We start from the raw sequence: 12,355 nt of genomic DNA, 5'->3' as shown, positions 1-12,355 counted from the left end.
TTGTTGCTTGATGATCGATGGAGCGCAACGCACAATCGCCGCGTGACTGCTTCCTTCTTCGACTATCCCGAATTCGACATCGAGCGCAACGGCGTGCGCGTGCATGGCCGCATCGGCGGGCGCGGCGCGCCCCTGCTGCTCTTGCACGGACATCCGCAGACGCATCTGATCTGGCATCGCGTGGTGCCGGCGCTCGCCCAGCAGTTCACGGTGGTGGCGGTGGACCTGCGCGGCTATGGCGACTCCGGCCGCCCCGCGGACGATGCGGATCACATGGTCTACAGCAAGCGCGAAATGGCGCTCGATGCACTCGCCGCCATGCGCCATCACGGCTTCGAGCGCTTCGGCGTGCTGGCGCACGACCGCGGCGCGCGCGTCGCGCACCGGCTGGCCGCCGACCATGCGGCGGCCGTCGACCGCATGCTGCTGCTGGACATCGCGCCCACGCTCTCGATGTACGAGAACACCACCGAGGCCTTTGCGCGCGCCTACTGGCACTGGTTCTTCCTGATCCAGCCGCCGCCGCTGCCCGAGGCGCTGATCGCCTCCGATCCGGTGCACTACGTGCGCAGCGTGATGGGCGGCCGCCACGCGGGGCTCGCGCCCTTCGCGCCCGAGGTGCTGGCCGAATACGAGCGCTGCGCGGCCATTCCGGGCACGGCCGAATCCATCTGCGGCGACTACCGCGCGTCCGCCACCATCGATCTCGTGCACGACCGGGCCGACATCGCCGCCGGCCGCAAGCTTGCGCAGCCGCTGCGCGTGCTCTGGGGCGAGCACGGCGCGGTGGGCCGCTGTTTCGACGTGCTCTCGCTCTGGCGCGAATGCGCAGCCCAGGTTTCGGGCCGCGCCTTGCCGTGCGGCCACTACGTACCGGAGGAAGCTCCGGGCGAGCTGCTCGCCGAGGCGCTCCAGTTTTTCACTTCCCCTCTCCAGCAAGAAGGAACCAGACCATGACCACCCACAGAATCGCAGTCATCGCCGGCGACGGCATTGGCAAGGAAACCATGCCAGAAGGCCTGCGCGTGGTCGATGCCGCGGCGCGCAAGTTCGGCATCGACCTGAAGTTCGACCACTTCGACTTTTCGAGCTGGGACTACTGCGAGAAGCACGGCAAGATGCTGCCCGACAACTGGAAGGACCAGATCGGCGGACATGACGCCATCTACTTCGGTGCGGTCGGCTGGCCCGAGAAGATTGCCGACCACGTATCGCTCTGGGGCTCGCTGCTCCTGTTCCGCCGCGAGTTCGACCAGTACATCAACCTGCGCCCCGCGCGCCTGATGCCCGGCATCACAGCCCCCGTGGTGCGTCGCGACGGCACGCCGCGCGAGCCCGGCGAGATTGACATGTACATCGTGCGCGAGAACACCGAAGGCGAATACTCGAGCATCGGCGGTCGCATGTACGAAGGCACGCCGCGCGAGATCGTGGTGCAGGAAACCGTGATGTCGCGCGTGGGCGTCGACCGCGTGCTCAAGTTCGCCTTCGAGCTTGCGCAATCGCGCCCCAAGAAGCATCTGACCAGCGCGACCAAGTCGAACGGCATCTCCATCACCATGCCGTACTGGGACGAGCGCGTGGCCGAAATGGCGAAGAACTATCCGGGCGTGAAGCTCGACAAATTCCACATCGACATCCTCACGGCCCACTTTGTGCAGCGGCCCGACTTCTTCGACGTGGTCGTGGCCAGCAATCTGTTCGGCGACATCCTGTCCGACCTGGGCCCTGCGTGCACCGGCACCATCGGCATTGCGCCCAGCGCCAACCTCAACCCCGAGCGCACCACGCCCTCGCTGTTCGAGCCGGTGCATGGCTCGGCGCCCGACATCGCGGGCAAAGGCATTGCCAACCCCATCGGACAGATCTGGTGCGGCGCGATGATGCTCGAGTTCCTGGGCCACAAGAAGGCGCACGACGCGATCCTCGCCACCATCGAAAAGGTGCTCGCGCCCCAAAGCGGAGCGCCGCGCACGCCCGACATCGGCGGCAAGGCGAGCACCAGCGACCTTGGCAAGGCCATTGCCGAGGCCCTTTGAAATTCGACTTCACGAAACGCCCCTAAAATCGCGCGCTCCGCTGTTCTGCACGGCCTCGTGTCGTATTGACACCCTGCAGACCAGTGGTTGTAATCCTCGCTGGCAGCGCGCTGCCGAGGCGTCAGTCCTGCCAGGCTTGTCGAGCCGCGTCATTTCGCGGCCAGTTCGCAGCTGACGAAAGCCGACCAACTTTATTTCTTCTACAAGGGGCCCTTGTGAACAAGACCGAACTGATTGAGCACATCGCAAAGAACGCCGATATTTCCAAGGCAGCCGCCACCCGCGCGCTGGAGTCCACCATCGGCGCCATTCGTACCACGCTCAAAAAAGGCGGCTCGGTGTCGCTGGTCGGTTTCGGCACTTTCGCAGTCGGTAAAAGGGCCGCTCGCACCGGTCGCAATCCACGCACCGGCGACGCGATTAAAATCAAGGCCGCCAAGATTCCGAAGTTCCGTCCGGGCAAGGCGTTGAAAGACGCGCTGAACTAAGACGTAGACTACGGAGAGTATTCCCGGTGGGGTGCTTAGCTCAGCTGGTAGAGCGGCGCCCTTACAAGGCGTAGGTCGGGGGTTCGAGCCCCTCAGCACCCACCACCACCCGATGCAAAGGCGAACACAGGTTCGCCTTTTTTATTGCCGTCCCGACATCCGTCGCAAAAGAGTGTTCAAGCATGTTTGATTTCTTCCGCAAGTACAACAAGATCGTCATGATTTTCTTGTTCTTGCTGATCATTCCCTCGTTCGTCCTCTTTGGCGTGGAGCGCTATCAGGGCTCCGGCGGCGAAGAGAAGGTCGCGCGGGTCGATGGCCAGGCCATCACCCGGCCCGAGTGGGATGCACAGCATCGCCTCGAGACCGACCGCATCCGCCAGCAATCGCCCAACGTCGATCCGACGCTGCTCGAATCCGATGTGATGCGCTACGCCACGCTGGAGCGCATGGTGCGCGATCGCGTGCTGGCCGCGGCGGCGGCCAAGTCGAACGTCACGATCTCCGAAGAGCGGCTGTCGCGGATCTTTGCGCAGGACGCGGGTCTTGCCGCGTTCCGCACGCCGGACGGCAAGTTCGACCGCGAGAGCTTCCAGCGCGTCACGGGCCGCACGCCGGAGCAGTACGAGGCGTCGATGCGCGCCGAGCTGGCCACGCAGCAGATGCTGCTGGGCATCTCAGGCACGGCGTTCACGCCGCCCGCGCTGGCTGCGGCAACCATCAACGCCTTCTACGACCGCCGCGAGATCCAGGTCGCGCGCTTCAGCCCCGAGAGCTTCGCGTCGAAGGTGACAGTGAGCGACGCCGACATCGAGACCTACTACAAGGACCATGCGGCCCAGTTCCAGGCGCCCGAGCAGGCCAGCATCGAATACCTCGTGCTCGACCTGGAGGCGGCCAAAAAGAACATCTCGGTCAACGAGGCCGACCTCAAGACCTACTACGAACAGAACACGGCGCGCTTCGGCACCAAGGAAGAGCGCCGCGCGAGCCACATCCTGATCACCGCGCCGGCCAGCGCATCGGCAGCCGACCGCGCCAAGGCCAAGGCCAAGGCGGAGCAGCTGCTCGCCGAAGTGAAAAAGGCGCCCGCCACCTTCGCCGACGTCGCGCGCAAGAATTCGCAGGATCCCGGATCGGCGGAGAAGGGCGGCGACCTCGACTTCGTGACCCGCGGCGCGATGGTCAAGCCTTTCGAAGACGCGATGTTCGCGCTCAAGAAGGGCGACATCAGCGACGTGGTCGAAACCGAGTTCGGCTATCACATCATTCGCCTCGCTGACATCAAGCCGGCCGTGGTGCCTCCTTTCGAGCAGGTGCGCGCCACCATCGAGAACGAAGTCCGCGCACAGCAGGCGACGCAGGAATTCGCGAAGGCCGCGGAAACCTTCACCGATGCGGTCTACCAGCAGCCCGACAGCCTCAAGCCCGCGGCAGAAAAGCTGAAGCTCACGATCCAGACGGCAAGCAACGTCGCGCGCACCCCGGCGCCGGGTGCCACCGGCGTGCTGGCGAACCGCAATTTCCTGAGCGCGCTGTTCGCGGCCGATTCGCTGGACCGCAAGCAGAACACCGAAGCCATCGACGTCGGTTCCAACCAGCTCGCGGCGGGCCGCGTGACGCAGTACACGCCCGCGCATCCGATGCCCCTGGCCGAAGTCAAGGAGAAGATCCGTGCGCAGCTCGTCACCGAGCGTGCCGCGGTCATGGCCAAGGCCGAGGGCGAAGCCAAGCTCGCCGCCTGGACCGCGAAGGCCGACGGCGCCACCTTTGGCGCGCCGGTCACGGTGTCGCGCCGCGAAGTGCAGGCCCAGCCCATCGCCGTCATCGATGCCGCGCTGCGCGCCGACGCGTCCAAGCTGCCCGCGCTGGTGGGCGTGGACCTGGGCACGCAAGGCTATGCGGTGGTTCGCGTGACCAAGGTGGTTCCGCGCGCGCCGTCGGCGCCCGAGCAAACCCAGCAGGAGAACGCGCAGGTCGGCCAGTCGGTGACTGCGGCGGAAGAAGTTGCCTACTACAACCTGCTGAAGGAACGCTTCAAGGCCGAGATCATCGTGCCGAAGCCGGCGGAGACGCTGCCTGTGGCCCGCTGACCTGGGCCCGCTGAACCGCGGCGTGATGCACGCCGTGTCGCATCCGGGTCAGCAGCCCGGGCGCGACCGCGCATTTCGTCGCACGTGGGACAAGCGCAAGGTGCGCTTGTCGCCAGAATCCCATGCATGGGAACCCTCTATCTCGTGCGCCACGGCCAGGCCAGTTTCGGCGCCGCCGACTATGACAACCTGAGCGAACTCGGGCACAGGCAGTCCGTGCGCCTCGGCGAGTACTGGCGAGAGCGCGGCATGCATTTCGATGCCGTGATCACCGGCACCCTGAAGCGCCATCGCCAGACCTGGGAAGGCATTGCCGAGGGGCTCGCGCTGAAGCGCGACGATGTGCTCCCGTGGCCCGGGCTCAACGAATACGACAGCGAAGCGGTCATTGCCACCATTTACGAGGGCAAGCTCGAAAAGCCCGATTCGCCCGAGATGTACCGGCACCACTTCCGCCTCTTGCGCGATGGGCTCGGCGCCTGGATGCAGGGCCGGACCCAGCCTGTCGGCATGCCGAGCTATGTCGACTTCCTGGCGGGTGTGACGACGGCGCTCGACCACGTGCGCGACCGCCACCACGGCGCCAAGGTGCTGGTGGTGTCGAGCGGCGGACCGATCAGCACGGCGGTCGGCCATGTGCTGGGTACGAGCCCCGAAACGACGATCGAACTGAACCTGCGCATCCGGAACACTGCGGTGACGGAGTTTGCCTTCACGCCCAAGCGGCACATGCTCGTCACGTACAACACGCTGCCGCACCTGGACGCGCCGGCCTACGAGAACTGGATCACCTACGCCTGAGCGCCTGAAGCAGCGGCTGCCTCAGGCCTGCCAGACGCCGTAGCCGCTCTGGCGCAGCGCAATGCCGAGCTCGACCTCCATCGAGCGCGCATCCTCGTAGCTCATCGGGTTGTAGCGTTCGTAGAGGGCGGGCAGCAGCCTGAGGCCGAAGGCCTGGACGAAGCTGTTGGCCTGGATGCCGGCCTTGTGCTTGTCGAAGCGTATGTCCGGGTCGAGCCCGGTCATTCCCACGTAGACGAAGGGCTTGCCGAGCTGGTAGTCGGGATTGGCGCGCCTGAACCGGCCGTGGTTCCAGACGCGGTCATCGAGTTCGACCACGTAGACGTGGTGCCTCGCCCGTGGCTTGCGCGGCATCGATCCGCACTGCCGGCCGGATCAGCTCTTGCGCTTGATCAGGCCGTACAGGATCAGCAGCACGATCGCGCCGAGCACCGAGGCAATGAAGCCCGCACCCTGGCCCGCGGTGTACCAGCCGAGTGCCTGGCCGACATAGGTCACGATCAAGGAACCTGCCACGCCGATCAGCGTGGTCACGATGAAGCCTGCGGAATCGTCACCCGGCTTGACGGCCCGCGCCACCAGACCCACGATGAACCCGATCAGGATGGTCCAGACGATGCTCATGAAGAAATTCCTTTGGCGGTGAAGTGGACAGTGGCGGCCGCGGCGAAAAGCGCGAACCGTCGAAGCAAGTGGCGCTCATGATAGCGGAGCAGCGCCATCGCCGAAGCCGGCTGGATCACATCGAGCTCGATGTCCGAGAACTTTGGCGCAGACGGCCATGTCATGGTTGCTGCTGCGTCCTACAGGGTGCTTCGCGGCGCAGCGCTATACCGGGACCATGCTGGAAAAACTGCCTGAAGTCATCGGCCACGCGTTGCAGGGAATGCGCGCGGGTCTGGACAAGATCGTCTTCAATGCGCTGGGCATGCGGCAGGGCATGGCGTCGATCGCCTTGAGCAGCGTTGCGTTCGCGGACCACGCGCCCTTGCCGTCGCGCTATACGGCCGATGGCGAGGGACTGTCGCCGCCGCTGCAGTGGGCCGGGCTTCCGGCGGGCACGGAATCGCTGGTGCTGGTGGTCGAGGATGCCGATTCACCCACGCCGAATCCGCTCGTGCATGCAATCGTCGTCGGGCTGCAGCCGAACGAAGGCAAGCTCGACGAGGCGGCCATCCCGAGCCGGGACAACGCCGGCGCTGCCGGTTTGCGCGTGGGGCGCAACTCCGGACTTCAGGCCGCCTGGCTGCCTCCCGATCCGCCTCCGGGACACGGCGCTCACCGCTACGCCTTTCAACTGTTTGCGCTCGACGACACGCCCGCGTTTTCCGCCGCGCCAGGGCGGGACGAGGTGTTCGACGCGCTGCGGGAGCACGCGCTCGCGAGCGGCCTGCTGATCGGCACCTGCGAAAGGCCGGATGGTTCGATCAAGATCAAGAAGACGGCCCCGGCCGGGCCCCTTGCCACCGGTTGAGAAGAATTTCAGACCAGTTCGCATGCCCCTGTGGCGAAAACCGGGGTTTTTGCCGCTACAATTGAAGGCTCTGCGGTGGCTGTAGCTCAGCTGGTAGAGTCCCAGATTGTGATTCTGGTCGTCGTGGGTTCGAGTCCCATCAGCCACCCCAAAATACCTTTTCCGACTGCTATTGCGCAATAGCGTCCACGGGAACACAGCGCCGAGCCAGCCTCGGCGTTGTCATTTCCGGCCCCCGTGGCCGGCGCAGCCCTCTTCCCTTGGTCTGATAAAAAGCGTCCAAACCGGGTGCGCGCTGCATTGTGCGCTGCCGCAAACCTGACGCAGGGCCTTCAATTTTCCCGCAGCGGCCCGCTTGTAATAAATTGGAATTGAATTAAAATCCGCCCCGTTTCCAATTTTCAGGAGTCCAACAATGGCTTCGACCCTTGCCGATATCAATTCCCAGATCAAGAAGTACGACGAGCAGATTGCGCAATTGCGCAAGCAGGCCGAAGACCTTCGCAACCAAGAGCGCGCGGGCGTGATTGAAGATGTGCGCCGGAAGATCGCTGAATACGGCCTGACCGCGTCGGACCTGAAACTCAGTGCACGCGGCGGCTCGGTCAAGCGCAGCGCAGGGGTTCCTGCGGTCAAGGCAGCAGCCAAATACCGTGGTCCGACCGGCGAAACCTGGTCTGGCGGCCGCGGCCGCAAGCCCCGTTGGGTGACCGAAGCACTGGCTGCGGGCAAGTCGCTTTCCGAGTTCGAGATCAAGTAGGCGACCGAAAAGGCCACCGGCCAATAAAAAAGCCCGCGGTTGCGGGCTTTTTTATTGGGTGCGAAACCCGGGCAAACCCGCAGCGCTCAGTTCACCATCACGAGTTTTCCTTTGACGCCGCGCGATCCCATGTGGGCATAGGCAGCTTTCAATTGTGACATCTGCATCGTGCTGTCGATCACGGGCTTGATCTTTCCCTGTCCGTACCAGTGCGCCAATTCGGCCATCATTTGTGCATTGGCCTTGGGCTCGCGCTTGGCGAAATCGCCCCAGAACACGCCGACCAGGGAAGCGCCTTTCAACAGCGTGAGGTTCAATGGCAGCGACGGAATCGGCCCGGAGGCAAAGCCGACCACCAAATAGCGTCCGCGCCACGCAATCGAGCGAAATGCAGGCTCAGCGAAATCGCCGCCCACCGGGTCGTAAATGACATCGGGGCCTTTGCCGTCGGTCGCGGCCTTGATGGCATCGCGAAAGCCGCCTGGAAGCGCATGCGTCGTGTAGTTGATCGTGGCATCGGCGCCAATGGAGCGGCAGAGTTCGCATTTCTCGTCGGTAGAGGCTGCTGCAATCACTTTTGCGCCCGCTGCCTTTGCGATTTGTATGGCGGCGGTGCCCACGCCGCCCGCTGCACCGAGCACGAGCACGGTTTCACCGGCCTTGAGCTGTGCGCGGTCCATCAGCGCATGCCACGAGGTGGCATAGATCATGATGAACGCCGCCGCGTCGACATGGCCGAAGCCTTCGGGCAGCGGCATGCACAGCGCCGCCGGTGCCAGCGTGTGGGTCCCGAATCCGCCCGTGCCCGACAGGCACGCCACGTTCTGTCCGACCTTCAGGTGGGTGACGCCTTCGCCCACCGCCTGGACGACGCCGGCGTATTCCGAACCGGGCACAAACGGTAGGGGCGGCTTGATCTGGTATTTGTTCTGCACGATCAGCAGATCGGGAAAGTTGAGGCTCGCCGCCCTGATTTCGATCAGCACCTGGCCCGGACCCGGCGCCGGCGTCGGCAGTTCCTTCCAGGTCAGCGCATCAACGCCGGTGGGGTTTTCGCAAAGCCATGCGTGCATGCTCGGGTCTCCTTTGAATCAGTCGTGTGTGGGCAATGAATGCGAGGCGATGATAGGGGGCGCGGCAGGGCGCCCTTGTCCCTGCTGCGACGCACGCGGCGCCTACAATCCGGGCACTGAAAAGCACCATGAAGATACTTATTTCCAACGACGATGGCTTTCAGGCGCCGGGCATCGTCGCATTGCACGACGCATTGAAAGACATCGCGGACGTCGAGGTGGTTGCGCCCGAGCACAACAACAGCGCCAAGTCGAATGCCCTGACGCTGGCGGCGCCGCTCTACGTGCACAAGGCGCACAACGGTTTTCGCTATGTGACGGGCACGCCGGCCGATTGCGTCCACATCGCGCTCAAGGGGCTGCTCGGCTACCGGCCCGACCTGGTGGTTTCCGGCATCAACAACGGCGCCAACATGGGCGACGACACCATCTACTCCGGCACCGTGGGTGCGGCCATGGAGGCCTATCTGTTCGGCATCCCGGCCATCGCGTTCTCGCAGATCGAGAAGGGCTGGGCGCATGTCGACGCGGCCGCGCAGGTGGCTCGGCGCCTGGTGCAGCAGATCGAGCGCGAGCGCATGCTGGACGGCGGTGCCTTCCTGCTCAATGTGAACGTTCCGAACCGGCCGCTCGAAGAGCTCAAGCCGATCCAGGTTTGCCGGCTGGGCCGGCGCCATTCCGCGGAGAAAGTCATCACGCAGGAAAGTCCGCGGGGCGAGACGATGTACTGGATTGCAGGTGCCGGAGGCGCCAAGGACAGCGGCGAAGGTACCGACTTCCATGCCACCGCCGCCGGCCACATTGCGCTGACGCCGCTGCAGATCGACTTGACCGACCATGCCAACCTGGGCCAATGGCGCGAGACGGTTGCCCGTCTCGGTAATTGAGCATGGCCACGCAACGGCCTGGATTCCCGGTTCGCCTGACACCCACCGCCTCGGCCGCCACGCGCGGGCGCCTGCCCGCCGTGCCTGCCAAGCCGATGGTGCCGGCCACCCCCTCGATGGCCTCCGATGCCGTGCGCGCGCGCATGGTGCAGAAGCTCGCCGCCCAAGGCATTGCCGATGCGCGCGTGCTGCGCGCGCTGAGCGCGGTCGAGCGGCATCGCTTCGTCGACAGCGCGCTTGTCAACCAGGCGTATGAAGACACGAGCCTGCCCATCGGGCTGGGCCAGACCATCTCCAAGCCGAGCGTGGTGGCCCGCATGATCGAGCTCCTGCTGGGCGCGCCCGCACTGGTCGGCAAGCCGCAGGACCGTCTCGGCCGCGTGCTGGAAATCGGCACCGGCTGCGGCTACCAGGCCGCGGTGCTGAACCACGTGGCCACGGAGGTCTACAGCATCGAGCGCCTGCGCGGACTGCACGAGCGCGCGCGCGCCAACCTGCGGCACTTCCGGCTGGCCACGGTACATCTGATGCTGGGCGACGGCATGGTCGGCTATGCGAAGGGTGCTCCGTATGCCGGCATCATCGCCGCGGCAGGCGGCGAAGCGGTGCCGCAGGCCTGGATCGAACAACTCGCCGTCGGCGGACGCATCGTGGCGCCCACGCACTCGGCAGGCGGCGGGCAGGCGCTCGTCGTCATCGATAAAACCGCCCGTGGACTCGAGCGCCGCATTCTTGAGGCGGTTCACTTTGTCCCCCTAAAATCGGGCATCGCTTGAAGGAACAACAAATGCAGGGTTTTGGCAATCGGAGTTGGTGCGCTGGTATCACGTTGGCAGTTGTGCTCGTGATCGCGGGCTGCGCCGCACCGCGAGGGCCGGCACCGGTCGAAGACCGGGGCACGATGACGCGCGCGCCCAATGCGGCACCCGGTGGCCCGCTCATCACCACCGACGCTTCGGGCAAGCCGCTTCCAGGCATCGAGAACTATGGCAAGCCTGGCTATTACGCAGTGCGCCCCGGCGACACGATTCGCCGCATCGGCAACGAAACCGGCCAGAGCTGGCAGAACATCGCTCGCTGGAACAATCTTGAAAATCCCGACCTGATCGAAGTCGGACAGGTGCTGCGCGTGGTGCCGCCGGTGGGACCGGCCACCTCTGTCGCAACCGCGCCTGCTCCTTCTTCCGAGGGCGTGGTGACCAAGCCTGTCACGCCGCCGTCGTCGGTGGTGCCTGCGGCGCCCGCCAGTGCCGCGGTCGGCAAGCCGCCGGTCACGGCGTCGCCGTCGGCGCCGGCAGCAAGCTCGGGCGACGAGGACCTCGGCTGGATCTGGCCTGCGCACGGCACGCTGCTTGCGGGGTTCGACGACGCCAAGAACAAGGGCTTCGACATCGGCGGCAAGGCGGGCGATGCCGTCCTCGCGGCTGCCGATGGCCGCGTGGTCTATGCCGGCGCAGGTTTGCGCGGCTATGGCAACCTGATCATCCTGAAGCACAACAACACCTACCTCACGGCCTATGCGCACAACCAGACGCTGCTCGTGAAGGAAGACCAGTCGGTGCAAAAGGGCCAGAAGATCGCCGAGATGGGCAACAGCGACGCCGACCGCGTCAAGCTGCATTTCGAGATCCGCCGCCAGGGCAAGCCCGTCGACCCAGCGCGCTACTTGCCGAGCCGGTGATGCCATGGCCGCTTCCAGCCCCCGTCGCGCACTGCCCGTGCGTCGGCCGGTGGGCCGGGGCCGGGCGGCAGTAGAGAACGGCCGGCAGGCCTCGCCTGCGAAGCCTGCTGCACTTGCTGCAGACCTGATTGCCGCAACCGATTCGCCCGGCGGCGAGGGCGCCGATGCCCTGACGATCTACCTGCGCCAGGTGCGGCGTACCGAACTCTTCACGCCCGAAGAGGAATACCAGGCCGCATGCGCCGCGCGCGCCGGCGACTTTGCAGCGCGGCAATCGATGATCGAGCACAACCTGAGGCTGGTTGTGAACATCGCCAAGGCCTATCTGGGCCGGGGCGTGCCGCTTTCCGATCTCATCGAGGAAGGCAATCTCGGCCTGATGCACGCCATCACCAAGTTCGAACCCGAACGGGGCTTTCGCTTTTCCACCTATGCGACCTGGTGGATTCGCCAGTCGGTCGAGCGCGCAGTGATGACCCAGGCGCGCGCGATCCGTCTGCCGGTGCATGTGGTGCGTGAACTGCAGCAGGTGCTGCGGGCCCGCCGCACGCTCGAAGGCGATGCCGAGTTCCTGGCGCATCGGCCCGACGGTGTGCGCGTGGAGGATGTCGCCTCATTTCTGGGGCTGGAGGTGCAGGCGGTCGCGGAACTGCTGGCGTTGGCCGAGGCGCCGCGATCGCTCGATGCCGGCGATGCGCACGGAGATGAAGGCTTCACCCTGGCCGACACCGTGGCGTCCGAGGATGGCCAAGGCGATCCGACCGACGTCACACACACCCACGAGGTCGCGCGCTTGCTCGATCAATGGGTCCACGCCCTCGATGCCCGCGAGCGCGAGGTGCTGGAGGGCCGCTATGGCCTGCACGACCGCGAGCCCGAGACGCTCGAGGTGCTGAGCGTGCGCCTCGGGCTGACGCGCGAGCGTGTGAGGCAGATCCAGAACGAGGCGCTGGCCAAGATGCGGCGCCAGCTGATCCGTTCCGGCGTGGGGCGCGACGCCTTGTTCTAGCAGGGCTTGCCGTGGCCGCCGAGGGCCGGGCCGGCGCTGAGACAATCGGG

Annotated in this window: 15 protein-coding genes and 2 tRNA genes; 13 read left to right on the top strand and 4 right to left on the bottom strand. The window is 65.5% G+C overall.

Annotated elements, in window-relative coordinates; genetic code table 11:
- The first annotated feature begins 42 nt into the window (after nucleotides 1-42).
- The 6 genes from L1081_RS11265 to L1081_RS11240 all read left to right on the top strand — a co-directional run bounded on the left by L1081_RS11265 (nucleotide 43) and on the right by L1081_RS11240 (nucleotide 5,421).
- Nucleotides 43-957, top strand: coding sequence for an alpha/beta fold hydrolase (locus tag L1081_RS11265; RefSeq protein WP_489416472.1), 915 nt, complete (start codon nucleotides 43-45; stop codon nucleotides 955-957).
- Complete coding sequence (locus L1081_RS11260; RefSeq protein ID WP_124961410.1) at nucleotides 954-2,039, top strand: tartrate dehydrogenase; 1,086 nt, start codon at nucleotides 954-956, stop codon at nucleotides 2,037-2,039. Before L1081_RS11265 ends, L1081_RS11260 begins: the two co-directional genes overlap by 4 nt.
- A 215-nt stretch (nucleotides 2,040-2,254) precedes the next feature.
- A complete protein-coding gene (locus tag L1081_RS11255; protein WP_007830705.1) occupies nucleotides 2,255-2,527 on the top strand; it encodes an HU family DNA-binding protein in 273 nt (90 codons plus the stop codon).
- A gap of 29 nt (nucleotides 2,528-2,556) precedes the next feature.
- Nucleotides 2,557-2,632, top strand: a tRNA-Val gene (locus L1081_RS11250).
- A gap of 77 nt (nucleotides 2,633-2,709) precedes the next feature.
- A complete protein-coding gene (locus tag L1081_RS11245) occupies nucleotides 2,710-4,620 on the top strand; it encodes a SurA N-terminal domain-containing protein (RefSeq protein ID WP_489416471.1) in 1,911 nt (636 codons plus the stop codon).
- A gap of 126 nt (nucleotides 4,621-4,746) precedes the next feature.
- Complete coding sequence (locus tag L1081_RS11240; protein ID WP_489416470.1) at nucleotides 4,747-5,421, top strand: histidine phosphatase family protein; 675 nt, start codon at nucleotides 4,747-4,749, stop codon at nucleotides 5,419-5,421.
- Between the two features lie 21 nt (nucleotides 5,422-5,442).
- Here L1081_RS11240 and L1081_RS11235 read toward each other — a convergent pair whose 3' ends face one another.
- Genes L1081_RS11235 through L1081_RS11225 form a run of 3 tightly spaced genes read right to left on the bottom strand, consistent with a single transcriptional unit; the run spans nucleotide 5,443 to nucleotide 6,209 of the window.
- Nucleotides 5,443-5,775: a hypothetical protein gene (locus L1081_RS11235; RefSeq protein ID WP_489416469.1), complete on the bottom strand. Its 333-nt coding sequence runs from the start codon at nucleotides 5,773-5,775 to the stop codon at nucleotides 5,443-5,445.
- Nucleotides 5,776-5,796: 21 nt separating this feature from the next.
- Nucleotides 5,797-6,045, bottom strand: coding sequence for a GlsB/YeaQ/YmgE family stress response membrane protein (locus L1081_RS11230; RefSeq protein WP_012746934.1), 249 nt, complete (start codon nucleotides 6,043-6,045; stop codon nucleotides 5,797-5,799).
- Nucleotides 6,042-6,209, bottom strand: a complete 168-nt coding sequence (locus tag L1081_RS11225; protein WP_489416468.1) for a hypothetical protein — start codon at nucleotides 6,207-6,209, stop codon at nucleotides 6,042-6,044. Before L1081_RS11225 ends, L1081_RS11230 begins: the two co-directional genes overlap by 4 nt.
- Here L1081_RS11225 and L1081_RS11220 point away from each other — a divergent pair.
- The 3 genes from L1081_RS11220 (at nucleotide 6,203) to L1081_RS11210 (ending at nucleotide 7,655) form a co-directional block, all read left to right on the top strand.
- On the top strand, nucleotides 6,203-6,895 hold the full coding sequence (locus L1081_RS11220) for a YbhB/YbcL family Raf kinase inhibitor-like protein (protein WP_489416467.1): 693 nt from the start codon (nucleotides 6,203-6,205) through the stop codon (nucleotides 6,893-6,895). The genes L1081_RS11225 and L1081_RS11220 overlap by 7 nt on opposite strands.
- 75 nt (nucleotides 6,896-6,970) lie before the next feature.
- Nucleotides 6,971-7,046: transfer RNA gene (locus L1081_RS11215), tRNA-His, on the top strand.
- 264 nt (nucleotides 7,047-7,310) lie between these two features.
- The gene (locus L1081_RS11210; protein WP_012746936.1) at nucleotides 7,311-7,655 is read left to right on the top strand and encodes an H-NS histone family protein; all 345 of its coding nucleotides are present in this window, start codon (nucleotides 7,311-7,313) and stop codon (nucleotides 7,653-7,655) included.
- An 86-nt stretch (nucleotides 7,656-7,741) separates the two neighbouring features.
- Here the strand turns inward: L1081_RS11210 and L1081_RS11205 are convergent, their stop codons facing one another.
- The gene (locus tag L1081_RS11205; protein ID WP_489416466.1) at nucleotides 7,742-8,728 is read right to left on the bottom strand and encodes a zinc-binding dehydrogenase; all 987 of its coding nucleotides are present in this window, start codon (nucleotides 8,726-8,728) and stop codon (nucleotides 7,742-7,744) included.
- A gap of 128 nt (nucleotides 8,729-8,856) precedes the next feature.
- Between L1081_RS11205 and surE the strand changes: the two genes are divergently transcribed.
- The 4 genes from surE to L1081_RS11185 are packed head-to-tail and all read left to right on the top strand — an operon-like array spanning nucleotide 8,857 to nucleotide 12,305.
- Nucleotides 8,857-9,615 (top strand): 5'/3'-nucleotidase SurE, encoded by a 759-nt coding sequence (gene surE, locus L1081_RS11200; protein WP_018903013.1) that lies wholly within the window; start codon nucleotides 8,857-8,859, stop codon nucleotides 9,613-9,615.
- Between the two features lie 2 nt (nucleotides 9,616-9,617).
- Nucleotides 9,618-10,391 carry a protein-L-isoaspartate(D-aspartate) O-methyltransferase gene (locus L1081_RS11195; RefSeq protein ID WP_124959270.1) on the top strand — a complete coding sequence of 258 codons (774 nt, stop codon included), beginning with the start codon at nucleotides 9,618-9,620 and terminating at the stop codon, nucleotides 10,389-10,391.
- An 11-nt stretch (nucleotides 10,392-10,402) separates the two neighbouring features.
- Nucleotides 10,403-11,296, top strand: coding sequence for a peptidoglycan DD-metalloendopeptidase family protein (locus tag L1081_RS11190; RefSeq protein WP_489416465.1), 894 nt, complete (start codon nucleotides 10,403-10,405; stop codon nucleotides 11,294-11,296).
- Between the two features lie 4 nt (nucleotides 11,297-11,300).
- Nucleotides 11,301-12,305, top strand: a complete 1,005-nt coding sequence (locus tag L1081_RS11185) for a sigma-70 family RNA polymerase sigma factor (RefSeq protein ID WP_489416464.1) — start codon at nucleotides 11,301-11,303, stop codon at nucleotides 12,303-12,305.
- Nucleotides 12,306-12,355: the final 50 nt, after the last annotated feature.

This window comes from Variovorax sp. MSC1_012 (assembly GCF_023667525.1).
Classification (GTDB): Bacteria; Pseudomonadota; Gammaproteobacteria; order Burkholderiales; family Burkholderiaceae_C; genus Variovorax; species Variovorax beijingensis_B.
This window is presented reverse-complemented; position numbering and strand designations above follow the sequence as displayed.

Coding starts and splice junctions, on each gene's coding strand:
- L1081_RS11235 (WP_489416469.1), bottom strand. CDS start 5,775: ATGCCGCGCAAGCCACGGGCGAGGCACCACGTCTACGTGGTCGAACTC.
- L1081_RS11245 (WP_489416471.1), top strand. CDS start 2,710: ATGTTTGATTTCTTCCGCAAGTACAACAAGATCGTCATGATTTTCTTG.
- L1081_RS11225 (WP_489416468.1), bottom strand. CDS start 6,209: ATGACATGGCCGTCTGCGCCAAAGTTCTCGGACATCGAGCTCGATGTG.
- L1081_RS11205 (WP_489416466.1), bottom strand. CDS start 8,728: ATGCACGCATGGCTTTGCGAAAACCCCACCGGCGTTGATGCGCTGACC.
- L1081_RS11195 (WP_124959270.1), top strand. CDS start 9,618: ATGGCCACGCAACGGCCTGGATTCCCGGTTCGCCTGACACCCACCGCC.
- surE (WP_018903013.1), top strand. CDS start 8,857: ATGAAGATACTTATTTCCAACGACGATGGCTTTCAGGCGCCGGGCATC.
- L1081_RS11240 (WP_489416470.1), top strand. CDS start 4,747: ATGGGAACCCTCTATCTCGTGCGCCACGGCCAGGCCAGTTTCGGCGCC.
- L1081_RS11260 (WP_124961410.1), top strand. CDS start 954: ATGACCACCCACAGAATCGCAGTCATCGCCGGCGACGGCATTGGCAAG.
- L1081_RS11220 (WP_489416467.1), top strand. CDS start 6,203: ATGTCATGGTTGCTGCTGCGTCCTACAGGGTGCTTCGCGGCGCAGCGC.
- L1081_RS11210 (WP_012746936.1), top strand. CDS start 7,311: ATGGCTTCGACCCTTGCCGATATCAATTCCCAGATCAAGAAGTACGAC.
- L1081_RS11185 (WP_489416464.1), top strand. CDS start 11,301: ATGGCCGCTTCCAGCCCCCGTCGCGCACTGCCCGTGCGTCGGCCGGTG.
- L1081_RS11230 (WP_012746934.1), bottom strand. CDS start 6,045: ATGAGCATCGTCTGGACCATCCTGATCGGGTTCATCGTGGGTCTGGTG.
- L1081_RS11190 (WP_489416465.1), top strand. CDS start 10,403: ATGCAGGGTTTTGGCAATCGGAGTTGGTGCGCTGGTATCACGTTGGCA.